At 68.7% G+C, this 23242-nt stretch carries 21 protein-coding genes; 4 read left to right on the forward strand and 17 right to left on the reverse strand.

Annotated features, from left to right (window positions below; genetic code table 11):
• Nucleotides 1-207: 207 nt before the first annotated feature.
• The 11 genes from BM144_RS21575 to BM144_RS21625 all read right to left on the reverse strand — a co-directional run bounded on the left by BM144_RS21575 (nucleotide 208) and on the right by BM144_RS21625 (nucleotide 10704).
• Nucleotides 208-1899, reverse strand: coding sequence for an ATP-dependent DNA ligase (locus BM144_RS21575; protein WP_092957523.1), 1692 nt, complete (start codon nucleotides 1897-1899; stop codon nucleotides 208-210).
• Nucleotides 1896-3065 (reverse strand): ligase-associated DNA damage response exonuclease, encoded by a 1170-nt coding sequence (locus BM144_RS21580; RefSeq protein ID WP_092957526.1) that lies wholly within the window; start codon nucleotides 3063-3065, stop codon nucleotides 1896-1898. The genes BM144_RS21575 and BM144_RS21580 overlap by 4 nt, the downstream gene beginning before the upstream one ends.
• 349 nt (nucleotides 3066-3414) lie before the next feature.
• The gene (locus tag BM144_RS21585) at nucleotides 3415-3831 is read right to left on the reverse strand and encodes a F0F1 ATP synthase subunit epsilon (protein WP_092957528.1); all 417 of its coding nucleotides are present in this window, start codon (nucleotides 3829-3831) and stop codon (nucleotides 3415-3417) included.
• A gap of 121 nt (nucleotides 3832-3952) precedes the next feature.
• Entirely contained in the window at nucleotides 3953-5383 is a 1431-nt protein-coding gene (gene atpD / locus BM144_RS21590; protein WP_092957531.1) for a F0F1 ATP synthase subunit beta, read from the reverse strand.
• Nucleotides 5384-5401: 18 nt separating this feature from the next.
• Nucleotides 5402-6268, reverse strand: coding sequence for a F0F1 ATP synthase subunit gamma (gene atpG, locus BM144_RS21595; protein ID WP_092957534.1), 867 nt, complete (start codon nucleotides 6266-6268; stop codon nucleotides 5402-5404).
• Between the two features lie 109 nt (nucleotides 6269-6377).
• A complete protein-coding gene (gene atpA, locus BM144_RS21600; protein ID WP_092957536.1) occupies nucleotides 6378-7931 on the reverse strand; it encodes a F0F1 ATP synthase subunit alpha in 1554 nt (517 codons plus the stop codon).
• A gap of 42 nt (nucleotides 7932-7973) precedes the next feature.
• Complete coding sequence (locus tag BM144_RS21605) at nucleotides 7974-8516, reverse strand: F0F1 ATP synthase subunit delta (RefSeq protein ID WP_092957539.1); 543 nt, start codon at nucleotides 8514-8516, stop codon at nucleotides 7974-7976.
• 15 nt (nucleotides 8517-8531) lie between these two features.
• Complete coding sequence (locus tag BM144_RS21610; protein ID WP_092957542.1) at nucleotides 8532-9002, reverse strand: F0F1 ATP synthase subunit B; 471 nt, start codon at nucleotides 9000-9002, stop codon at nucleotides 8532-8534.
• 34 nt (nucleotides 9003-9036) lie between these two features.
• On the reverse strand, nucleotides 9037-9285 hold the full coding sequence (gene atpE / locus BM144_RS21615) for a F0F1 ATP synthase subunit C (RefSeq protein ID WP_011793551.1): 249 nt from the start codon (nucleotides 9283-9285) through the stop codon (nucleotides 9037-9039).
• Between the two features lie 54 nt (nucleotides 9286-9339).
• The gene (gene atpB / locus BM144_RS21620) at nucleotides 9340-10218 is read right to left on the reverse strand and encodes a F0F1 ATP synthase subunit A (RefSeq protein ID WP_092957545.1); all 879 of its coding nucleotides are present in this window, start codon (nucleotides 10216-10218) and stop codon (nucleotides 9340-9342) included.
• A 15-nt stretch (nucleotides 10219-10233) separates the two neighbouring features.
• Entirely contained in the window at nucleotides 10234-10704 is a 471-nt protein-coding gene (locus BM144_RS21625; RefSeq protein WP_092957548.1) for an ATP synthase subunit I, read from the reverse strand.
• A gap of 199 nt (nucleotides 10705-10903) precedes the next feature.
• On the opposite strand from BM144_RS21625, the gene BM144_RS21630 reads away from it, so the two are divergent.
• From BM144_RS21630 to BM144_RS21645, 4 genes are all read left to right on the forward strand, one after another.
• Nucleotides 10904-11212, forward strand: coding sequence for a YbeD family protein (locus tag BM144_RS21630; protein ID WP_092957551.1), 309 nt, complete (start codon nucleotides 10904-10906; stop codon nucleotides 11210-11212).
• A gap of 13 nt (nucleotides 11213-11225) precedes the next feature.
• Nucleotides 11226-11918: a lipoyl(octanoyl) transferase LipB gene (gene lipB / locus BM144_RS21635; RefSeq protein ID WP_092957554.1), complete on the forward strand. Its 693-nt coding sequence runs from the start codon at nucleotides 11226-11228 to the stop codon at nucleotides 11916-11918.
• 14 nt (nucleotides 11919-11932) lie between these two features.
• A complete protein-coding gene (gene lipA, locus BM144_RS21640) occupies nucleotides 11933-12922 on the forward strand; it encodes a lipoyl synthase (RefSeq protein ID WP_092957557.1) in 990 nt (329 codons plus the stop codon).
• A 208-nt stretch (nucleotides 12923-13130) separates the two neighbouring features.
• Complete coding sequence (locus BM144_RS21645; RefSeq protein ID WP_092957560.1) at nucleotides 13131-14354, forward strand: collagen-like domain-containing protein; 1224 nt, start codon at nucleotides 13131-13133, stop codon at nucleotides 14352-14354.
• Between the two features lie 162 nt (nucleotides 14355-14516).
• Here the strand turns inward: BM144_RS21645 and BM144_RS21650 are convergent, their stop codons facing one another.
• The 6 genes from BM144_RS21650 to kdpA all read right to left on the reverse strand — a co-directional run bounded on the left by BM144_RS21650 (nucleotide 14517) and on the right by kdpA (nucleotide 23242).
• Nucleotides 14517-14897 (reverse strand): hypothetical protein, encoded by a 381-nt coding sequence (locus BM144_RS21650; protein ID WP_245783764.1) that lies wholly within the window; start codon nucleotides 14895-14897, stop codon nucleotides 14517-14519.
• A 131-nt stretch (nucleotides 14898-15028) separates the two neighbouring features.
• Nucleotides 15029-15733: a two-component system response regulator KdpE gene (gene kdpE, locus BM144_RS21655; RefSeq protein WP_092957563.1), complete on the reverse strand. Its 705-nt coding sequence runs from the start codon at nucleotides 15731-15733 to the stop codon at nucleotides 15029-15031.
• Nucleotides 15730-18546, reverse strand: a complete 2817-nt coding sequence (locus tag BM144_RS21660; RefSeq protein ID WP_092957617.1) for a DUF4118 domain-containing protein — start codon at nucleotides 18544-18546, stop codon at nucleotides 15730-15732. The genes kdpE and BM144_RS21660 overlap by 4 nt, the downstream gene beginning before the upstream one ends.
• A gap of 58 nt (nucleotides 18547-18604) precedes the next feature.
• On the reverse strand, nucleotides 18605-19261 hold the full coding sequence (gene kdpC / locus BM144_RS21665) for a potassium-transporting ATPase subunit KdpC (RefSeq protein WP_092957566.1): 657 nt from the start codon (nucleotides 19259-19261) through the stop codon (nucleotides 18605-18607).
• A gap of 25 nt (nucleotides 19262-19286) precedes the next feature.
• Nucleotides 19287-21419 carry a potassium-transporting ATPase subunit KdpB gene (kdpB, locus tag BM144_RS21670; RefSeq protein ID WP_092957569.1) on the reverse strand — a complete coding sequence of 711 codons (2133 nt, stop codon included), beginning with the start codon at nucleotides 21417-21419 and terminating at the stop codon, nucleotides 19287-19289.
• Between the two features lie 17 nt (nucleotides 21420-21436).
• Complete coding sequence (gene kdpA, locus BM144_RS21675; RefSeq protein WP_092957572.1) at nucleotides 21437-23242, reverse strand: potassium-transporting ATPase subunit KdpA; 1806 nt, start codon at nucleotides 23240-23242, stop codon at nucleotides 21437-21439.

The following is a 23242-nucleotide window of genomic DNA, read 5'->3' on the forward strand; positions in this document are numbered from 1 at the left end:
TAGCGAGTTTCGCAGCCGCGCCCCGTGACCGAGCACCGCAGGTTGCCCCCTTCGCCCCTCGGGCGAAGGGGGACGCAGCCAGCAGGGTCGCCTTTTCTTTGCCTACTTTCTTTTGGCGAAGCAAAAGAAAGTCGGTGCGCCGCCGGGCGCACATCCCGGCCCCGGGAAGCAAACCCACCATGCCGCAAGCCATGCCAAAAAAGAGCATCAAGGATCCGACCTCGGCAACAACCCCGCCAATGTCTCCACCGAATCCGCCTCCTCCACCGGCTTGTCCTCCCGCCACCGCAGCATCCGCGGAAACCGCACCGCGATCCCGCTCTTGTGCCGCGTGCTGCGCGCGATCCCCTCGAACCCCAGTTCGAATACCAGCGTCGGCTTCACACTGCGCACCGGCCCGAAGGTTTCCACCGTGGTGCGCCGGATGACCGCATCCACGCGTGCCATCTCGGCGTCGGTGAGCCCCGAGTACGCCTTGGCGAACGGCACGAGCGCGCGCCCCTCGGTGCCGGGCGGGCCGTCCCACACCGCGAAGGTGTAGTCGCTGTAGAGGCTCGCGCGCCGGCCGTGGCCGCGCTGGGCGTAGATGAGCACGGCGTCGATGCTGAGCGGGTCGATCTTCCATTTCCACCACGTGCCCACGTCCTTGGTGCGGCCCACGCCGTACTGCGCGCCGCGGGCCTTGAGCATCATCCCCTCCACGCCCAGGGCGCGGGCCTGGGCGCGCTGGGCGGCCAGGTCGGCCCAGTCGGTGCCGTGCAGCACGGGGCTCGCGACGAGCGAGGGGTGCGCGGTGCGCGCGAGCAGCGCGTCCAGGCGCGCGCGGCGCTCGTGCTGGGGCAGCGCGCGCAGGTCCCGGCCGCCCTCTTCGAGCAGGTCGTAGGCGAGCAGCACCACGGGCAGCTCGCGCAGCAGCTTGGGGCCGAGCGTCTTGCGGCCGATGCGCTTTTGCAGATCGGCGAAGGGGCGCACGTGGGCGGGGGTGTCGCCCTCGGCGGGCTGCCAGACGACGATCTCGCCGTCCAGCACGGTGCCATCGGGCAGGGCCTCGTCGCCCAGGCGCTGCAGTTCGGGAAAGCGGTCGCTCACCAGCTCTTCGCCGCGCGACCAGACCCAGGTGGCGCCGGCGCGCCGCACGAGCTGGGCGCGGATGCCGTCCCATTTCCATTCGACGACCCAGCCGCCCGGGGGCCCCAGCGTGGCGTCGAACTGCTCCACGGGCAGCGAGAGCGGGTGCGCGAGGAAGAACGGGTACGGGTGGCCGCTGGTCTCGGCGCTCGGCGCGCCGTCGCCGTCCGCGCCGTCCGGCTGCGGGGCCACGAGGCGCTCGTAGTCGGCCGCTCCGGGCCGCGCGCCGATGTGCGTGTACCCCATGAGGCGCTGCGCCACGCGCTTGGGATCGACGCCGCTCACGGCGGCGAGCGCCTGCGTGACCTGCAGCTTGGAGACACCCACGCGGAACGCGCCCGTGATGAGCTTGAAATACACCAGCCGCTCCTCGGGGGCGAGCCGGGCCCATTGCGCGCGCAGCACGGGCTCCAGCGCCTCGGGCGCCATGCCGCGCAGCGGCAGCAGATGCTCACCGACCCATTCGGCCAGGCCCAGCGCATGGCGGTCGGTGGGCATCGGCAGCAGCAGCGCGATGGTTTCCGCCAGATCGCCCACGGCCTCGTAGCTCTCGTCGAACAGCCACTCGGGCAGGCGGGCCGCCTCCCGCGCGAACTGGCGCAGCAGCTTGGTGGGCACGAGCTGGCGCGGCTTGCCGCCCGCGAGGAAATACACCGCCCAGGCCGCATCCTCGGGCGCGGCGGCGCGCAGGTAGGCCTGCAGCGCCGCCTGCTTGGCCAGGCTGGAGGTGCTGGAATCCAGCGCGCGGTAGAGGGCAGCGAAATCCTTCACGGCGCGCGGCCTCCGTCGGCCGGGGAAGCGGCGCCCTCCTCCAGCGGCGAGGCATCGCCGCCGGGCGCCGCGATGGGCGGGGTGCCATCCGCGCCCGGCGCAGCGTCCGCCCCGGCGGGCACGCCCGTGGACGACGCCACTGCCGCTGCGGTGCCGGGCGCCTCGTCGTCCTCGTCGCCGTATTCGGTGTGGAAGGACTGCGCGTCCAGCCCCTGCTCGCAGAGCCAGCGCACCAGCACCGCCACGCTGCCGTGCGTGACGAAGACGCGCTCCGCGCCGGTCGCGCCGATGGCCTTCTGCAGGCCCGGCCAGTCCGCGTGGTCGGACATCACGAAGCCCCGGTCCACGCCGCGCCGCCGGCGCGTGCCGCGCAGTTGCATCCAGCCGCTCGCAAAGGCATCGGCGTGCCGCGCGAAGCGGCGCATCCAGGGCGTGCCCTGGGCCGAGGGCGGCGCCACCACGAGCGCGGTCTGCAGCTGCTTGGGGTCCACCCCCGGATCGGTCACCCGCAGCGTGGGCGGGAGTGCCACGCCGGCCGCGCGGTAGACCCGGTTCAGGGGTTCCACCGCGCCGTGGACCACGATGGGCCCGATCGATGCATCCACGCCATGCAGGATGCGCTGCGCCTTGCCGAAGGCGTAGCAGAGCATCACCGAAGGGCGGCCCTCGGCCGCGTTCGCGCGCCACCAGGCATCGATCTCCCCAAACAGTGCGTCCTGCGTGGGCCAGCGGTAGATGGGCAGCCCGAAGGTCGATTCGGTGATGAAGGTATCGCAGCGCACCGGCTCGAACGGCGGACAGGTGCCATCGGCGTCGGTCTTGTAGTCGCCCGAGGCCACCCAGACGCGGCCCCCGTGCTCCAGCCGCACCTGGGCCGAGCCGAGCACGTGGCCCGCCGGATGCAGCGAGATGCGCACGCCGTGGTGCTCGATGGCCTGGCCGTAAGGCAGTGTCTGCAGGGTGATGTCGGCCCCGAGCCGGGTGCGCAGGATGCCTTCGCTGTCGATGTGCGCAAGGTAGTGCCCGTGGCCCATCCGGGCATGGTCGGAATGCCCGTGGGTGATGACCGCGCGTTCCACGGGCCGCCACGGGTCGATGTAGAAATCGCCGGGCGGACAGTACAGGCCTTCGGGCCGTGCGATCACGAGGTCATCGGACGGCGGCATGGCGGACCCGCCTTTCCGGGCAATGGTGGGCAGCGCCAACCTGCCGCCCTGCTGACCCCGTCGCCCAATGCGCCGTGCGTAGAAGGAAGAAAGCCCTGGTGTGCGCTTGCATGCGGAATGCTATCGCCCCCCCTTCTCCGCCCGCCGTCGGGCGCGCCGCATGCGGCTGTGGGAGCACGCCTACCCGGAGGGCCGGTTTCCGCAGGGCGCAAAGTGCTGCGGCGCAACAAGAAAGCAACGGGCAAAGAAAAAGCCGCCCGGAGGCGGCTTGGAAGGGGGGTGTCGTGGCGGCATCGCGCTCCAGCCGCGCGATGGCGGCGGCGGCAGCGGGCCGGTCGACCCGGCTGCGTCAGCGCTTCTGGCGGAACCGGCGCAGGGCGGCGATCTGGGCGGCCATCACGGCCAGCTCGGACTGCGCCTTGGCGAAATCGACATCGCTCTTGGCGTTCTTGAGCGCTTCCTCGGCAGCGGCACGGGCGGCAGCGGCCTTCTCGTCGTCCAGGTCCTTGCCGCGGATGGCGGTGTCGGACAGCACGGTCACGCGGCCGGGCTGCACTTCGAGGATGCCGCCGGCCACGAAGACGAACTCTTCGCCGCCATCGGCCGTCTCGATGCGCACCGACCCCGGCTTGATGCGCGTGATCAGCGGCGTGTGGCGCGGATAGATGCCGAGCTCGCCGGCCTCGCCGGGCAGCGCGATGAAACGCGCTTCACCCGAGAAGATGGACTCTTCGGCGCTGACCACATCGACGTGGATGGTGTTCATGGGTTTTCCTTCCAAAAGTCGGGGGAAAGCAAGGAATCGGCCGCATCGCTAGGCGGCGCGCGGAAATGTGCATCGAGCACATTGAGCACGCCAACGACGCGAGGCGGTCGATTACGCCGCTTTACGCGACCTTCTTGGCCTTTTCGAAGGCTTCGTCGATGGTCCCGACCATATAGAACGCCTGCTCGGGCAGGTGATCGCATTCGCCGGCCACGATCATCTTGAAGCCGCGGATCGTCTCGGACAGCGGCACGTACTTGCCGGGCGAGCCGGTGAACACTTCGGCCACGTGGAAAGGCTGCGACAGGAAACGCTGGATCTTCCGCGCACGGGACACGAGGAGCTTGTCCTCGGGAGCCAGTTCGTCCATGCCCAGAATCGCGATGATGTCGCGCAGTTCCTTGTAGCGCTGCAGCGTGCCCTGCACACCGCGGGCCACGCTGTAGTGCTCTTCGCCCACGACTTGTGGGTCGAGCTGGCGGCTCGTGGAGTCGAGCGGATCGACGGCGGGGTAGATACCCAGCGCAGCGATGTCACGCGACAGCACCACGGTGGAGTCCAGGTGGGCGAAGGTCGTTGCGGGCGATGGGTCGGTCAAGTCATCCGCAGGCACGTACACGGCCTGGATCGACGTGATCGAGCCGACCTTGGTCGACGTGATGCGCTCCTGCAGGCGGCCCATTTCCTCGGCCAGCGTCGGCTGGTAGCCCACGGCGGAAGGCATGCGGCCCAGCAGCGCGGACACTTCGGTGCCGGCCAGCGTGTAGCGGTAGATGTTGTCCACGAAGAACAGCACGTCGCGGCCTTCGTCGCGGAACGACTCGGCGATGGTCAGGCCGGTGAGGGCCACACGCAGACGGTTGCCCGGGGGCTCGTTCATCTGGCCGTAGACCATGGCCACCTTGGACTCGCCCAGGTTCTCCAGGTTCACGACGCCGGAATCGGCCATCTCGTGGTAGAAGTCGTTCCCTTCGCGGGTCCGCTCGCCCACGCCGGCGAACACGGACAGGCCCGAGTGCGCCTTGGCGATGTTGTTGATCAACTCCATCATGTTCACGGTCTTGCCCACACCGGCGCCACCGAACAGACCCACCTTGCCGCCCTTGGCGAACGGGCAGACCAGGTCGATCACCTTGATGCCGGTTTCGAGCAGTTCCTGCGAAGGCGACAGTTCGTCGTAAGCGGGGGCCTTGCGGTGGATCGCGGCCGTCAGGGCTTGGTCCACGGGACCGCGTTCGTCGATGGGGCTGCCCAGCACGTCCATGATGCGGCCCAGCGTCGCCTTGCCCACGGGCACGGTGATCGGGTTGCCGGTGTTGGTCACCATGAGGCCGCGACGCAGGCCGTCGGACGTGCCCAGCGCGATGGTGCGCACCACGCCGTCGCCGAGCTGCTGCTGCACTTCCAGCGTCAGGGGCGAGCCCTCGAGCTTGAGTGCGTCATACACCTTGGGCATGCGGTCGCGTGGGAACTCGACGTCCACCACGGCGCCGATACATTGAACGATCTTGCCCTGAACGCCAGCGTTCACTTGGGTGTTCTCTTGAGCCATTGCATTTGCTCCAAAAATTTAAACTGCCGCGGCACCCGCGACGATCTCCGAAAGTTCTTTCGTGATCGCGGCCTGGCGCGTCTTGTTGTAGACCAGCTTGAGTTCGCCGATGACGTTGCCCGCGTTGTCCGTGGCGGCCTTCATGGCCACCATGCGCGCCGATTGCTCGGACGCCATGTTCTCGGCCACGGCCTGGTAGATCAGCGACTCGACATAGCGAACCAGCAGGTCGTCGATGACGCTCTGGGCATCGGGCTCGTAGATGTAGTCCCAGCCATGCTCCGTCTTCTCGGCCTGCATCTTCTCGGACGAGAGCGGCAGGAGCTGCTCCACGACCGATTCCTGCTTCATGGTGTTGATGAACTTGGTGTAGCTCAGGTACACCGCGTTGATCTTGCCTTCAGCGTAGGCGTCGAGCAGCACCTTGGCGGGGCCGATCAGCTTGTCGAGGTGCGGCGTGTCGCCGAGGCCCGTCACGTGCGAGACCACCTTGGCGCCCACGCGGTTCAGGAACCCCAGGCCCTTGTTGCCGATCGCCACGGCCTGCGTGGACACACCCTGCGACTGCAGTTCGCGCAGCTTGGCCGTCACGGCGCGCAGCACGTTGGTGTTCATGCCACCGCACAGTCCCTTGTCCGTCGTCACCACGATGAAGCCGGCCGCCTTGGCGTCGTTCGTCTTCATGAAGGGGTGGACGTATTCCGGGTTGGCGTGGCCGAGATTCGCCGCGATGTTGCGGATCTTCTCGCTGTACGGCCGTGCGGCGCGCATGCGGTCCTGCGCCTTGCGCATCTTGGACGCGGCCACCATTTCCATGGCCTTGGTGATCTTCTTGGTGTTTTCCACCGATTTGATCTTGCCGCGAATTTCCTTGCCTGCTGCCATGCCTAGACCTCCACGTTGGCCACCGCCACGGCTGCGCAACCCCCGAAGGGGCCGCGAGCGGGCTGGCGGCGGTTCTGCGCTGCGCTCATGTCTTTCGCTTCCCGTCCGGTCAGGCGAAGGACTTCTTGAACGCGCCGATGGCAGCGGTCAGTTCCGCTTCCGCGTCCTTGTCCAGGGCCTTGCTCTGTTCCAGCTTGGACAGCAGCGCGCCATGGCTGGTCTTCAGGAACTGGTGCAGGCCGGACTCGAACGCCAGGACCTTCTTCACGTCCACGTCGTCCAGGAAGCCCTTGTTCACCGCGAACAGCGTGGCACCCATCAGGCTGATGGGCTGGGGGCTGTACTGCGGCTGCTTGAGCAGCTCGGTCACGCGGGCACCGCGGTCGAGCTGCTTGCGGGTGGCCTCGTCCAGGTCCGAGGCGAACTGCGCGAAGGCGGCCAGCTCACGGTACTGTGCGAGGTCGGTACGGATACCGCCGGACAGGTTCTTGATCAGCTTGGTCTGCGCTGCACCACCCACGCGGGACACCGAGATACCGGCGTTGATGGCGGGGCGGACACCGGCGTTGAACAGGCTGGTTTCCAGGAAGATCTGGCCGTCCGTGATCGAGATCACGTTGGTCGGAACGAAGGCGGACACGTCGCCGGCCTGCGTTTCGATCACGGGCAGGGCCGTGAGCGAACCTGTCTTGCCCTTGACCTCACCCTTGGTGAAGGCTTCGACGTAGTCGGCATTCACGCGGGCTGCGCGCTCCAGCAGGCGGCTGTGGAGATAGAACACGTCGCCGGGGAAGGCTTCGCGGCCTGGCGGGCGGCGCAGCAGCAGCGAGACCTGGCGGTAGGCCACGGCCTGCTTGGACAGATCGTCATAGACGATCAGCGCGTCTTCGCCGCGGTCGCGGAAGTACTCGCCCATCGTGCAGCCCGAGTAGGCCGACACGTACTGCATGGCAGCGGATTCGGACGCCGAGGCCGCCACGACGATGGTGTATTCCATCGCGCCGGCCTGCTCCAGGGCACGCACCACGTTCTTGATCGACGACGCCTTCTGGCCGATGGCGACGTAGATGCACGTCACGCCCTGGCCCTTCTGGTTGATGATCGCGTCGATGGCGACGGCCGTCTTGCCGGTCTGGCGGTCGCCGATGATCAGCTCGCGCTGGCCACGGCCCACGGGCACCATGGAGTCGATGGACTTCAGGCCGGTCTGCAGCGGCTGGCCCACGGATTCGCGGGCGATCACGCCAGGCGCGACCTTTTCGATCACGTCGGTCAGCTTGGCATTGATGGGGCCCTTGCCGTCGATGGGCTGGCCCAGTGCGTTCACCACGCGGCCGATCAGTTCGGGGCCGACGGGCACTTCCAGGATGCGGCCCGTGCACTTCACGGTGTCGCCTTCGGAGATGTGCTCGTACTCGCCCAGAATCACGGCGCCGACGGAGTCGCGCTCGAGGTTCAGGGCCAGGCCGAAGGAGGGTTGACCGTCCTTGGAGGCGGGGAACTCGAGCATTTCGCCCTGCATCACCTCGGACAGGCCATGGACGCGCACGATACCGTCGGTCACGGACACCACGGTGCCCTGATTGCGGATGTCGCTGCTGGCTGCCAGACCTTCGATGCGGCTCTTGATCAGTTCAGAAATTTCTGCGGGATTGAGTTGCATGACTCTTTCCTTCTTTCTTGGGTTAGCCGAAACCTCGGGCGCTTACGCGACGAGGGCCGCTTTCATTTGTTCCAGACGGGCCTTGACCGAGGTGTCCAGCACCTCGTCGCCCACGACCACGCGGACGCCGCCGATCAGCGATTCGTCCAGTTGCACGGAGAGGTTCAGCTTGCGGCCGAAACGCTTCTCCAGCACGCCACCGAGGTCTGCCAGTGCGGCGCCGTCGAGCGCGAAGGCGCTGTGGACGACCGCATCGGACGATCCGCTCTGGCGGTTGACGAGGGCGCGGAACTGCGCAGCCACTTCGGGCAGCGCGGCCAGGCGACCGTTGTCGATGAGCACGCGCAGGAAGTTGCGGGCCGCATCGGAGAGCGGCGAGCGGACCACGCCGGCGATCACGTCGAACAGCTGTCCGGACGCGACCTTCGGGTTGTCGGCCAGTTGCCGGATCTGCGGGTCGGCAGCAATCGCCGCCAACTCGTCCACCCAGGCGACGGTGCTGCCCAGGTCAGCGCCCGACTGGGCTGTGCTGGCCTTGAACAGGGCTTCCGCGTAAGGGCGGGCAATGGTGGCGAGTTCAGCCATGGTTGCGTCCCTTACTTACAGCTCGGTCTTGAGGCGGTTCAACAGATCGGCGTGGATGCCGGCATTGACCTCCTTGCGGAGGATCTGCTCGGCGCCCTTGACGGCCAGCGCGGCCACCTGCTCGCGCAGGGCCTCGCGGGCCTGCACGGTCTGCTGCTCGGCTTCGGCACGGGCGGCGGCGACGATCTTGGCGCCTTCGTCGTTGGCACGGGCCTTGGCTTCTTCGATGATGGCCTGGGCACGGCGTTCGGCGTCCGCAAGACGCGATGCCGTCTCGTTGCGCGTCTGCGCCAGTTCCTTCTCGACGCGCTGATTCACAGCGGTGAGTTCGGACTTGGCGCGATCGGCAGCAGCGAGGCCTTCGGCGATTTTCTGGGCTCGCTCATCCAGCGCTTTCGCGATCGGGGGCCACACGAACTTCATCGTGAACAGCACCAGGATCAGGAAGACGATGGCCTGAACGAACAGGGTCGCGTTGATACTCACGGCAACACCTTTCTAGTTGGGCGTTGGTCGGGAATCAGGCCAGGACGAAGGGGTTGGCGAATGCGAACAGCAGGGCGATGGCAACGCCGATCAGGAATGCAGCGTCGATCAGACCGGCCAAGATGAACATCTTGGTTTGCAGTTCGTTGATCAGCTCGGGCTGGCGGGCAGAAGCTTCGAGGTACTTGCCACCCATCAGAGCGATACCGATCGATGCGCCGATAGCGCCCAGACCCACGATCAGACCACAAGCCAGAGCGACGAGACCGAGAATGTTTTCCATGATGACTCCTAGGATGAAAAGAAAGAAAGGTTGGAAGGGAAAGAAAGGGAAAGCTCAGTGAGCTTCATGCGCCTGGCCGAGATAGATCAGCGCCAGCATCATGAAAATGAAGGCTTGCAGGGTGATCACCAGAATGTGGAAGATCGCCCAGATCGAGCCTGCAATGATGTGCCCCACGGGGAGCAACACACCGGAAAGCGACATGGCTGCCGCGCCGCCCATCAGGGCGATCAGCATGAACACCAACTCACCAGCGTACATGTTGCCGAAAAGCCGCATGCCATGCGACACGGTCTTGGCAACGTATTCGATGATCTGCATCAGCAGATTGATCACGCCCAGGATGAGGGCGAAGACGGGATTCTTGCTCGTGCCGAACGGCGCGGTGACCAGCTCATGCGCCCAGCCGCCCACGCCCTTGATCTTGACGCTGTAGTAGAAGCAGAGGATCAGCACGGCCGTCGACAGGCCCAGCGTGGTGGAGAGGTCGGCCGTGGGCACGACGCGCAGATAGGCGTGGTGCGGATCATGGCCGGCGGCGCCGTAGATCTGGGCCCAGATGGCGGGCAGCAGGTCGACGGGCAGCATGTCCATCGCGTTCATGAGGAAGATCCACACGAACACGGTGAGGGCCAGGGGCGCGATGAACTTGCGGCTCTCGGCGTTGTGGATGTTGGCCTTGGCCTGGTTGTCCACCATCTCGACGAGGATCTCGACGGCCGCCTGGAACCGACCCGGAACGCCCGGGGTGGCCTTGCGCGCAGCGAGCCAGAAAACGAAAAGGGCCAGAAAACCGAGAACCAAACCGACGACCACCGAGTCAATGTTGACCACGGTGAAATCGACGATGGACTTCTGCTTGATGTTCTGGAGATGCTGCAAGTGGTGAACGATGTATTCACTGGCAGTCGGTGCGTGCGCTTCTGCGGCCATCGGACAACTCTTCTCTCAATCAATCGGTTTGCGGACACCGGGCCGCACCATGAGTGCGATCCAGTACGTTTTCATCGTCACCACCATGCCGGCAAGCAAAGCGAGCCAGCTCAATCCCGGCACCAGCCGGGGCGCCGCCGCCAGCATGGCGACGGTCAAAGCAATCTTGACCAGTTCCCACCCGAAGAGGCCCGCCAGCGCGGCCCCTGCCGAAGCCCTGTCGCGCGCCACACCCCGGGCGAAGAGCGCCGCGGGGAGGACCACCGCCAACGCACCGTATCCCGTGGACCACGCGATCGAGGACTTGCCGGACACCCCCCAGGCCACCACTGCCGCAAGGAGCCCGACGACTGCCTGGAAGGCCACGATGCGCCAGACGGACACCCTGGGATGGCGCATCCGCCAGTCCCGCGCCTCATCGGCAGAAAGGGGCTTGAAGCCAGGATCTTCGGCCTCAGTTCCTGTATCCGGAGCGTCTGTTTTCATTGTTCGGCAACGCCGGTTTACGGCCTGAAACTTCTTACAAAGCCGCTGATTATAAGTAAAAACCCGTTGCATCCCGCAATGCCCCGACACGCATGTGCGAAAGCGGTGCGCGCCGGTGCGCTGCGCTGGTGAAAGGAACGACGAACAGCGCGCCACCATGGTGCGCAGTCGCTCCACGGCATCATCGACAATTCACCGCATGACCCAGCCCCCAGTCCCTCCCGTGATCGGAGCCGGCGGCCATTCGCCGCAGGATTCGCTCATCGAATACCCCTCCCGCTTTCCGATCAAGGTCATGGGCCGCAAGGCCGATGGCTTCGTCCACGCGCTCACGGAAGTGGCGCGCCGCTTCGATCCGGATTTCGACGCTTCCACCATCGAGCTGCGCGACAGCCGCGAGGGCAACTATCTGGGCGTGACCCTCACCGTGACGGCGACCAGCCGGGAGCAACTGGACGACCTCTACCGCGCGCTGTCTTCGCACCCGATGGTCAAGATCGTGCTCTGACGCGAAAGCCGCCATGCAGGTGCAGATGTTGGGCCGCGTGGATTACCGGGACACCGTGCAGGCCATGCAGGAGTTCACCGAGCTGCGGACCGGGGACACCCCCGACGCGCTCTGGGTGTGCGAGCACGCGCCCCATTTCACGCAGGGGCTCGCCGGCAAGGCGGACCACCTGCTGTCCCCGGGTGCGATCCCCGTGGTCGCCACCAACCGGGGCGGGCAGGTCACGTTCCATGGCCCCGGCCAGGTGGTCGCCTACCCGCTCGTCGACCTGCGCCGCGCGGGCTACTACGTGAAGGAATACGTCTACCGGGTGGAAGAGGCCGCGATCCGCACGCTGGCGCATTTCGGCGTCACGGGGCACCGCGTGGCGGGCGCTCCGGGCATCTACGTGCGGCTGGCCGATCCGGGCAGCCATGCGCTGCTGGCCCAACGCCCGCAGAAAGCCGATCCGAACGCGATCCCCATCGGCCCCGATTTCACGGGCCTGGGCAAGATCGCGGCATTGGGCATCAAGGTCACCCGCCATTGCACGTACCACGGGGTGGCGCTCAACGTGGACATGGACCTCGAACCCTTCTCGCGTATCAACCCTTGCGGCTACACAGGGCTGCCGACCGTCGACCTTTCTACAATCGGCGTCCACACCACCTGGGACGAGGCCGCCGCCGTACTGGCACGCCAACTGGCCATCCGCCTCGCACCCTGACCTCAGCACCAGCCATGAGCACTCCAGAAGTCGTCCGCGAAGCGCAGTCCACCGTTGCCTATAACCCGCTCGCCAAGCAGAAGGCGGCCGCGAAGCTCTCGCGCATCCCGATCAAGGTCGAACAGGGTGAAGTGCTTAAGAAGCCAGAGTGGATCCGCGTCAAGGCGGGCTCGCCCACCACGCGCTTCTACGAGATCAAGGAAATCCTGCGCGAGCACAAGCTGCACACGGTGTGCGAAGAGGCCTCGTGCCCCAACATCGGCGAGTGCTTCGGCAAGGGCACGGCCACGTTCATGATCATGGGCGACAAGTGCACGCGCCGCTGCCCGTTCTGCGACGTGGGCCACGGCCGCCCCGATCCGCTCGACAAGGACGAACCGCTCAACCTCGCGCGCACCATCGCCGCGCTCAAGCTCAAGTACGTGGTGATCACCAGTGTGGACCGCGACGATCTGCGCGACGGCGGCAGCGGGCATTTCGTGGAGTGCATCCAGAACATCCGCGCGCTGTCTCCCCAGACGCAGATCGAGATCCTCGTGCCCGACTTCCGGGGCCGCGACGACCGCGCGCTGGAGATCCTGAAGGCAGCGCCGCCCGATGTGATGAACCACAACCTGGAAACCGCGCCACGCCTCTACAAGGAAGCGCGCCCGGGCTCCGACTACCAGTTCAGCCTGAACCTGCTCAAGAAGTTCAAGGCACTGCATCCGCAGGTGCCGACCAAGAGCGGCATCATGGTTGGCCTCGGCGAAACCGACGAGGAGATCCTGCAGGTGATGCGCGACATGCGTGCGCACGACATCGACATGCTGACGATCGGCCAGTACCTCGCGCCGTCGAACAGCCACCTTCCCGTGCGCCGCTACGTGCATCCGGACACCTTCAAGATGTACGAGGAAGAAGCCTACAAGATGGGCTTCACCCACGCGGCCGTGGGCGCGATGGTGCGATCGAGTTACCACGCGGACCAGCAGGCACACGCTGCGGGCGTGCATACCGGCTGACCGGGGTTCCGCCACCCAGCCGCGCCCCCCACTGCGAGGCGCGCGGCCGATTCCGGCATTCAGAATGTCGGTAACAAATGAATACGTCCGGAGTTGCGCACAGTAGGCTTCGGTGGTCGTCGTGCGTCCATTCCTTTTTCAGGCTGGACGGTGCGTTTGTTACCGCGTTTCCTGTGTCCGGGAGACGCTCCCTCGCGCGAGCCATCCCATGAAAATCCGGTTTTCCCTTTTGCACGCGGCCATGGCCACGTCCTTGCTCGGTACGGCACCGTTGCTGCATGCCGCCGACGTGCGGGTGACCGTGCCTCCCGGCGGCGCCTTCGCGGTGCGGAGCGCCAATGGCACCCAGGAAGTGCTGCGGGCCCAGGATGGCGGCAGTGTCCTGCTGCCGGCGGTGTCGTCGCAGCCCCCCGGCTCCAACGTCCTGTGCTTCGATAGCGCCACGGGCGCGTTGGGCCCTTGCGCCTCGGGGGTCGCGGTCGGGCCGGCAGGCGCGACGGGCGCCACGGGACCCGCAGGCGTCACAGGACCCGCAGGCGCCACGGGTGCAACGGGCACGACCGGCCTGGCAGGAGCGACCGGAGCGACCGGAGCCACCGGAGCTGCGGGACCGACCGGCGCCACCGGCTCGACCGGCAGCCCGGGCGCGGCGGGACCAACCGGAGCGATGGGAACCACGGGGCCGGCCGGCCCCACCGGGGCCACGGGCGCGACCGGCGCCGACGGCGCGACCGGGCCGGGCTTGGCCAACGGAACGGCCGGTGGACAGATCACCCTGACCGCATCCACCGCTCCGTATGCGCCCCAGGTGCCCGTGACGCTGACCGGCGACGCCAGCCTCCAGAGCAATGGCACGCTGACCATCGGCACCGGTGCGATCACCAGTTCCAAGATTGCCGACCTCAACGTCAACAACAACCATATCTCGGTCAACGCCATCACCACGAGCAAAGTGGCCAACGGCACCGTCACCGCCAGCAAGATGGCCGATCAGGCCATTTCAACGATCAAGCTGCTGGACGGTGCCGTGACGACCATCAAGCTCGCCGACGGTGCGGTCAGCGTAGCCAAGCTGCAGGGGGGCAACGGCGCCGCCGCGAACACCTATCTGCGAGCGGACGGTACCTGGGTTCAGCCCGGACAACTCGTGCAAGGAGGGGCGCTCTCATCCGGGACCACCGTGCCCTCCACGCCGGCCGGAGGCGTGTTCTATTCAGCCACGGGAGGAAGTACGCTCACCCTGCCGGCGGCCAACGTGGCCGGGCAGACCCTGACCATCATCACGTCGAACCCGGCAGGCGGGAATTCGGTGATCCTGCAGGCAGCCGGCAGCGACACGATCGTCTACAACGCAAGCACCGGCACGACGCTGCAGGGCGCGTACAAATACTCGCTGCTGAGCGACGGCAATGGCCGGTGGTTCGCGAACTGACGGGGTTCCGTCTCGATCCGTCACTAGGCGCCGGAGCGCGTTCAGCGCGGCGCTCCGCGCCGGCCTTTCCTGCGGCCGCACCAGCGCACGATGCACCATGCCACGGCCAGCGGCGCGAACAGCGCCAGGATGGCCAGGCAGGCGTGGCCCATCGCTGCCATGTCAGGCGCGGGCACGCTGCACCCCGCACGACGTGGGCTCAGCCCCCCGGCCCTCCCGGGCCGCATGAAAAACGCGGTCCACGCGGCCGAACTCCGCCGTCGGCAGTGCGGCCATGATCCGGTCCATGCATTCGCCGACTTCGGCCTCCCGCAGGTGCAGATGCACCGTGCACAGGGGCCGCACCGCATCCACCGACAGGCTGTAGGTGCCCAGCAGATGCCCCAGCGCCGCGTGCAGCCGCTGCCGCACGCGCAGCGCCGGTTCCCGGACCATCACGACGGGAAGAACCACCCACGGCGAGGCGGAGCGGGCGCAAGACAGGGCCGAAGGCGCGACGGCAGAACGCTCGTCTTCCTGAAGAAAAATGCGGTGCAGCAGCATGTTCGATGGGCCTTGCGCAGGGCGGTATGCCAGGCGAAGCGCCGGTGATGAAGCGGACTCCAGTCTAGGAAGACGCCCGTCAAAAGTGCGTAAAAAAGCCGGTGCGGCGCATCAACCGCGCGTCAACGCGCTCACAGGGAAAGCCGGTAGCCCACGCCGGTCTCGGTGAGCAGGTGGCGCGGCTGCGCGGGGTCCGCTTCGAGCTTCTGGCGCAGATGACCCATGTAGATGCGCAGATAGTGGCTCTGGTCTGAGCGCGCGGGCCCCCACACCTCGCGCAGCAACTGGCGCTGGGTGATCACGCGCCCCGCGTTGGCCACCAGGACGGTGAGCATGCGGTATTCGGTGGGCGTGAGGTGCACGACGGCGCCGCCGCGCCGTACCAACCGCGCGGCGCGGTCCACCTCGATATCGCCGAAGCGGAACAGAGGCTCCGCCGATTCGGGCTGCAGGCCCTGCCCCATCGCGGGCCGTGGCCGCCGCAGGTTGGCGCGCACCCGCGCCAGCAGCTCGCCCATGCCGAAGGGTTTGGTGAGGTAGTCATCGGCCCCCGCATCGAGCGCGGCGATCTTGTCGGCTTCGTCGGTGCGCGCGGAGAGCACGATGACCGGCACGGCCGACCAGTTGCGGACATCGCGCAGCAGCGCCAGCCCATCGCCGTCGGGCAGGCCGAGGTCGAGCACCAGCAGGTCGGGTTGCCGCGTGCCGGCGGCCGAGAGCCCCTCGCGCAGCGTGGCGGCCTCGTGCACCTGCCAGCCCTCGTCCTCCAGCGCTCCACGGACGAAGCGGCGGATCTGGGGCTCGTCCTCGACAACGATCGCGGTGCGCAGGTTCATGGCGGTGAAGGCAGGTCGGATGGTTGGCGCGTCGGGTCTGGCAGCGCGGGTTCGGGCGGATCGGCCGCCTCGGGCACGGGGGGCGGCTCGCGCCGCGGCAGCGTGACGGTGAATTCTGCGCCCGGCCCGAGGGGTACGCCACCCGCGGCGATGTCGCCGCCGTGCGCCAGCACCACGGCCTTGCAGATGGCCAGCCCCAGGCCCACGCCCGGCGTGGCGGATTCGGCCTGCCCGCGCGTGAACTTGTCGAACAGCGTCTGCTCCTGCCCGCGCAATGCCGCCGGCAGGCCGGGGCCGTGGTCCCGCACACGGATCTGCAGGGTGCCCGGCAAAGCCTCGGCTGCGATGTCGATGGGCGGTGCGCCGTACTTGGCGGCGTTTTCCAGCAGATTGACCAGCACGCGCTCGATCAGCACCGCATCGAACTCCACCAGGGGCAGGTCCAGCGGCAGCGATGTGCGCACTTCGAGCGTCCCCAGCGCGGGCCGCGCCGCGCGGATGGCCGAGCCCACGACCTCCTCCACGGACTGCCAGTCACGGCGCAGGCTCACGTGCCCCCCCGACAGGCCGCTTTCGAGCCGTGCCATGTCCAGCAGGTTGCTGACCAGGGCGTGCAGTTGGTGCGCCTGCTGCACGATGCTGCGCGAGGCGGCCTGCAGCGCTTCGCCGGGTTGCGCGGGCAGGGACTCGGCGAGGGCGATGAGCGCGGTGAGCGGCGTGCGCACATCGTGCGATATCGCGCCCAGCAGGGCGTTGCGCAGGCGCTCGGACTCCATGTCGACGACGGCGCGCTGCGCCACGTCCACGTAGTGCACGCGCTCCAGGGCGATGGCGATCTGGCGCGCCAGGGTGTCGAGCTGCCGTGCCTGTTCGGGAATGAGGAGCCAGCGCGGCCGCGCGGGCGCGAGCGCCAGCACGCCGCGCACGCGCATCGGCGCCGTGAGGGGCACGTAACGCCAGCTCTGCGCGGCCAGCGTGGCCGTTCCCAGCCCGGCGCTCTGCCCGTGGCGCAGCGTCCAGTCGGCCACGCTCGCATCGAAGCCGGCCGGGGCCTGCGCGGGCAGCACGAGGCGGTCGCCTTCATCGAGCGGCAGCACCAGGGCATGCCCGCCGAAATGTTGCTGCACCGCCGCCGTGCCGATGTCCACGATCTGCGCCGCCTCCAGTGCCGCAGAGAGTTCACGCGTCAGCTCGAACAGCGAGCGCGTTCGCTGCTCCCGTCCAGCCGACACGCCGGCGGAAAACCGCAGGCCCGCCGTGAGCTGCCCGACCAGCAGCCCCACGCCCAGCATCACGGAGAAGGTGACGAGGTACTGCACGTCGCTCACCGCGAACGAGAGGCGCGGCGAGACGAAAACGAAATCGAAGGCCGCCACGTTGAGCAGTGCGGCCAGCGCGGCGGGGCCGCGCCCGAAGCGCATGGCCACACCGACCACGCCCAGCAGGTAGAGCATGACGATGTTGGTCAGCTCCAGCACGCCGGACAGCGGAAGCGCCATGAGCGTGACCGCCACGCTCGATGCCGCCGCCGCGCCGTAGCCGGGCCAGCGGGCGGCATGGCGTTCGTCGCCGTCATTCGCCGCCGCAGGCGTCGCCGGGGCCGTGTCCGCCGCCTGCCGCCAGGGGGATGCGGCCAGGCGTCGGCTGCTGCCGGGCTCCCCTGCTTCCACGATGTCCAGGGCTGGCGCGGCGGTGCCGATGGCCTGCGCCATCCCGGGCACGGGCCACCACCAGCGTCCCCGGCCTGCACGCGGGCGGGCACGCCCGACCACCAGGGTGGCGCAATTGAGCTGGCGCGCGTGTTCCGCGAGCGCGGCCGCCACCGCGCCGCCGGTGAGCACGGCCGTCTCCGCGCCCAGGCTCTCGGCCAGTTGCAGCACGGCGAGCACGCGGTCGCGCTGCGGCGCGGGCAGCCGCTGCAGCCGCGGCGTCTCGACATAGGCCGCATGCCAGCGCACATTGAGCTGGCCGGCCAGGCGCGCGGCCGTGCGCACCGTGTGGGCCGCGTCTTCGTGCGGCCCCACGCAGGCCAGCAGCGCACCGGAGGTGTTCCACGCAGGCGGCACGCCATGTCCGCCGCCGGACTGCTCCACGCGCCAGCCGCGCACGTCGTCTTCCACGTGTTCGGCGGTGCGCCGCAGGGCGATCTCGCGCAGCGCGATGAGGTTGCCCTTGCGGAAGAAATTCTGCGCCGCGCGCTCGGCCTGCTGCGGCACGTAGACCTTGCCCGCGGCCAGGCGTGCGGCCAGTTCGTCGGGCGTGGCATCGACCAGCACGACCTCGTCGGCCTCGTCCAGCACCGTGTCGGGCACGGTCTCGTGCACGCGCACGCCGGTGATGGCGCCCACGGTGCCGTTCAGGCTCTCCAGGTGCTGCACGTTGAGCGCGGTCCAGACCTCGATGCCCGAAGCCACCAGCTCGTGCACGTCCTGCCAGCGCTTGGCGTGGCGCGATCCCGGCGCGTTGGAGTGGGCCAGTTCGTCCACGAGCAGCACCGCGGGGCGCCGCTGGAGGGCCGCGTCCAGGTCGAACTCGGGGCGCGCCCGCCCGCGGTGCTCCAGACTGCGCCGCGGCAGCACCGGCAGGCCTTCGAGCAAGGCGGCGGTCTCCGCACGGCCATGGGTTTCCACCACGCCGACGAGCACGTCGCGCCCGGCCTGCCGCTCGCGCTGCGCGGCGCCCAGCATGGACCACGTCTTGCCCACGCCCGCATTGGCACCGAAATAGATGCGCAGCTTGCCGCGCTGCACGCGCTGCTCCTCGGCGCGCATCTGCGCGATGAGGGCATCGGGATCGGGTCGGGTGTCGGGCATGCGGTGGCGTTCGGGCGTCAGGGTGGCGGGGCACACGGCGCCCCGCAGTCTCGCGGATTCAGCGCAGCGCGTCGAGCGCGAGATTGAGGGCCAGCACGTTCACGCCGGCATCGCCCAGCCAGGCGACGGCGGGCGCCTCGGTGTGCTCGCGCACCAGGGCCTCCACGCGCTCGGGCGGCAGGCCCCGCGCGCGCGCCACGCGGGCGGTCTGGTACCGCGCGGCCGCCGGGCTGATGTGCGGGTCGAGCCCGCTGGCCGAGGCCGTGACGAGGTCCACCGGCACGGGCGCGGTGTTGCCCGGGTCGGCGTCCCGCAGTGCCGCCACGCGCGCTTTGACGGCATCGGCCAGCGCAGGATTGAGGGGCCCGAGGTTCGATCCCCCCGAGGCGCCCGCGTTGTAGGGCATGGGCGCGGTAGCCGAGGGGCGGCCCCAGAAATGTCCGGGGTCGGTGAAGTTCTGCCCGATCAGCGCGGAGCCGACCGCGTGGCCGGCCCGGTCGTGCAGCAGGCTGCCTGCCGCCTGGTGCGGAAAGGCCGCCTGCGCCACGCCGGTGACGGCGAGCGGATAGAGCACGCCGGTGACCAGCGACAGGACCACGAAGAGCGACAGGGCCGGCCGCAGCAGCGGGCCACGGGCCGCGGCAGGCGCACCGCCGTCCGGCGCGGTGGAGGAAGCAGGCGATGCCGCGATGGCGTCGGGGAGGGAGGTCGTCATGGAATGTCCTTTCACGAAGCCGGGCTCAGACGAGGCCCACGGCCACGAGCGCCCAGTCGATGAGCTTGATGCCGATGAACGGCACGATGAGGCCGCCCATGCCGTAGATGGCGAGGTTGCGGCGCAGCAGGGCCGCGGCACCCACCGGGCGGTAGCGCACGCCCTGCAGCGCCAGCGGAATCAGGAAGACGATGATCAGCGCGTTGAAGATCACCGCCGAGAGGATGGCCGAGGACGGACTGGCCAGCCCCATCACGTTCAGCGCCCCGAGCTGCGGGTAGGTGGACACGAACATCGCCGGGATGATGGCGAAGTACTTGGCCACGTCGTTCGCGATCGAGAAAGTGGTGAGCGAGCCGCGCGTCATGAGCAGCGCCTTGCCCGTTTCCACCACCTCCAGCAGCTTGGTGGGGTTGGAATCCAGGTCCACCATGTTGCCGGCCTCCTTCGCGGCCTGCGTGCCGCTGCCCATGGCCACCGCCACGTCGGCCTGGGCCAGCGCGGGCGCATCGTTGGTGCCGTCGCCCGTCATGGCGACGAGGCGGCCTTCGGACTGGTAGCGGCGGATCAGGGCCAGCTTGTCCTCGGGGGTGGCCTCGGCCAGGAAGTCGTCCACGCCCGCTTCGGCCGCGATGGCCGCCGCGGTGAGCTTGTTGTCGCCCGTGATCATCACCGTCTTGATGCCCATGCGCCGCAGCTCGGCGAACCGCGCCTGGATGCCGGCCTTGACGATGTCCTTGAGTTCCACCACGCCGAGCACACGCGCGCCCTCGGCGACGGCCAGCGGCGTGCTGCCCCGCCGGGCCACGTCGTCGGCCGCGCGCGCCACTTCCTGCGGCAGCGCGCCGCCCAGCGCCTGCACATGCCGGGCCAGGGCCTGCACCGCGCCCTTGCGCAGCGCCACCGACGCAGCGGTGCCGCGGGCGGGCAGATCCACGCCGCTCATGCGCGTCTGCGCCGTGAAGGGCACCAGCACCACGCCCCCGGCGGCATCGGCCTCCGCCTCGATGCCTTCGCGCCGCGCCAGTTCCACGATGCTGCGGCCCTCGGGCGTCTCGTCGGCCAGCGAGGCCATCAGTGCCGCCCGCGCGAGGTGCGCCCGCGACACGCCGGGCGCGGGCAGGAAAGTGCTCGCCTGCCGGTTGCCGTGCGTGATGGTGCCGGTCTTGTCGAGCATCAGCACATCCACGTCGCCCGCGGCCTCGACGGCGCGGCCCGAGGTCGCGATCACATTGGCTTGCATCATGCGGCTCATGCCCGCCACGCCCACGGCCGAGAGCAGGCCGCCGATGGTGGTGGGGATGAGGCACACCAGCAGCGCGATGAGCGCGGTCAGCGACACCACGGTGCCCGAGCCCGACGCCGACACGCTGAAGATCGAGAACGGCAGCAGCGTCACCGTCACCACGAGGAACACGATCGTGAGCGCCACCAGCAGGATGGTGAGCGCCACCTCGTTGGGCGTCTTCTGGCGCTTGGCGGCCTCCACCATGCCGATCATGCGGTCGAGGAACGATTCGCCCGGGTTCACGCTGATGCGCACCACCAGCCAGTCGGAGAGCACGCGCGTGCCTCCGGTCACGGCCGAGAAATCCCCGCCGGACTCGCGCACCACGGGCGCGGATTCGCCGGTGATCGCGCTCTCGTCCACCGAGGCCATGCCTTCGATGACCTCGCCGTCGAGCGGGATCACGTCGCCGGCATCGACCTGGACCACATCACCACGGCGCAGGTTGGCCGCCTGTTCCGGCAGGAAGCGTGCGCCGTGGCGCGGCTCGGAGAGCTTCTTGGCCCAGGTGTCCTTGCGCAGGCCCCGCAGCGATGCGGCCTGCGCCTTGCTGCGGCCTTCGGCCAGCGCTTCGGCGAAGTTGGCGAACAGCACCGTGAACCACAGCCATACCGCCACGGCCAGGATGAAGGCCGGCCGCATCCCCATGTCCTGCGCCGCCGTGAGCGCCTGCAGCCACAGCAGCGTGGTGAAGAGGCTGCCGATGAAGACGATGAACATCACCGGGTTGCGCCATTGCACGCGCGGATCCAGCTTGGCGAAGGCCTGCCAGAGCGCAGGGCGCACGAGCGCGGCATCGAGCAGCGTGAGGGCTCGGGGGCGGGCCTGGGGGGTGGCGGTTGCCGTTGTCGTTGTCGTGGGTGTCGTCATGTCGTTCTCCTTGCCGGTCAGCGCGCCTGGAGCACCAGGTGCTCGACCACCGGGCCCAGCGCGAGCGAGGGCACGTAATTCAGCAGGCCCACCAGCAGCACGGTGAAGATCAGCAGCGCCACGAAAAGGGGCCCGTGCGTGGGCATCGTTCCGGCACCGGCCGGCAGCCGCTTCTTCGACGCCAGGGAGCCCGCGATGGCCAGCACGGGCACGATCACGCCGAAGCGGCCGAACCACATGGCCAGCGCCAGCAGCACGTTGTAGAAGGGCGTGTTGGCCGACAGGCCCGCGAAGGCGCTGCCGTTGTTGTTGGCGGCCGAGGTGAGCGCGTACAGCACTTCCGAGAAGCCGTGCGCGCCCGGATTGGCGATGCCCGCCCGGCCGTCCGCCGCCGCCACCGCCACCGCGGTGCCCACCAGCACGAGGATGGGCGTCACGAGAATGGCCACGGAGGTGAGCTTCATCTCGCGCACCTCGATCTTCTTGCCCAGGTATTCAGGCGTGCGGCCGATCATCAGCCCGGCGATGAACACCGCCAGGATGGCGAACACCAGCATGCCGTACAGGCCCGTGCCGACGCCGCCGAAGACCACCTCGCCCAACTGCATGAGCACCATCGGCACCATGCCGCCCAGCGGCGTGAACGAGTCGTGCATGCCGTTGACGGCACCACACGAGGCCGCCGTGGTCACGGCCGCGAACAGCGCGGAGGCGGAGATGCCGAAGCGCACCTCCTTGCCCTCCATGTTGCCGCCCGACTGCAGCGCCGAGGCGGCCTGGTCCGCGCCCAGGGCGGTGAGCTGCGGGTTGCCCGCCTGCTCGGCCGCCGTCACCGCGACCACGGCCACCACGAGCAGGATCGACATCGCCGCCAGGATGGCGACGCCCTGGCGCCAGTCGCCCACCACGCGGCCGAAGGCGAAGCACAGCGCCGCGGGAATCAGGAAGATCGCCAGCATCTGCACGAAGTTGGCAAGCGGCGTCGGGTTCTCGTAGGGATGGGCCGAGTTGGCGTTGAAGAAGCCCCCGCCGTTGGTGCCCAGCATCTTGATCGCCTCCTGCGAAGCGACCGGCCCCATGGGCAGGGTCTGGACGTTCGTGGTCGCTTCCTGGGTCAGCGGGTTGCCGGCCGCATCCTTCAGCGGCTGGCCCTGCGCATCCAGCTGCGGCGCCTGGAAGGTCGTCGCCTCCAGCGTGGCCACGTCCTGGTAGGGCTTGAAGTTCTGGATCACCCCCTGCCCCGCGAAAAACACCGCCAGCACGAACGACAGCGGCACCAGCACCCAGGCCGTGATGCGCACCAGGTCGGCCCAGAAGTTGCCCACGTGGCCCTGCCCGTCGGTGCGCCGCGCGGCGAATCCACGGGCCAGCGCGAAGGCCACGGCAATGCCCGTGGCGGCCGACAGGAAGTTCTGCACCGACAGCCCCAGCATCTGCACGAGGTAGCCCATGGTGCCCTCGCCCGCATAGCCCTGCCAGTTGGTGTTGGCCACGAAGCTCACCGCCGTGTTGAAGGCGGAATCGGGCGATACCGCGGCCATCCCCTGGGGATTGAGCGGCAGCACGTGCTGCAGGCGCTGCAGCGCATAGACCGCGAAGACGCCCATCGCATTGAAGGCCAGCAGTGCCAGCGCATAGTGGCGCCAGTGCATGCCCACGCCGGGCTGCACGCCGGCCAGGCGGTAGAGCGGCGCCTCGGCACGGTTCATCCAGCGCGGCAGGCGGCCGTCGCACACGGCGGCCAATGCCTTGCCGAGCGGCCACGCCAGCACGCCCAGCACGGCGAGGAACAGGGCCAGCAGGCCCCAGGCAGAGGTGTCCAT

This window comes from Paracidovorax konjaci (assembly GCF_900112675.1).
In the GTDB taxonomy this organism is placed as follows: domain Bacteria; phylum Pseudomonadota; class Gammaproteobacteria; order Burkholderiales; family Burkholderiaceae_C; genus Paracidovorax; species Paracidovorax konjaci.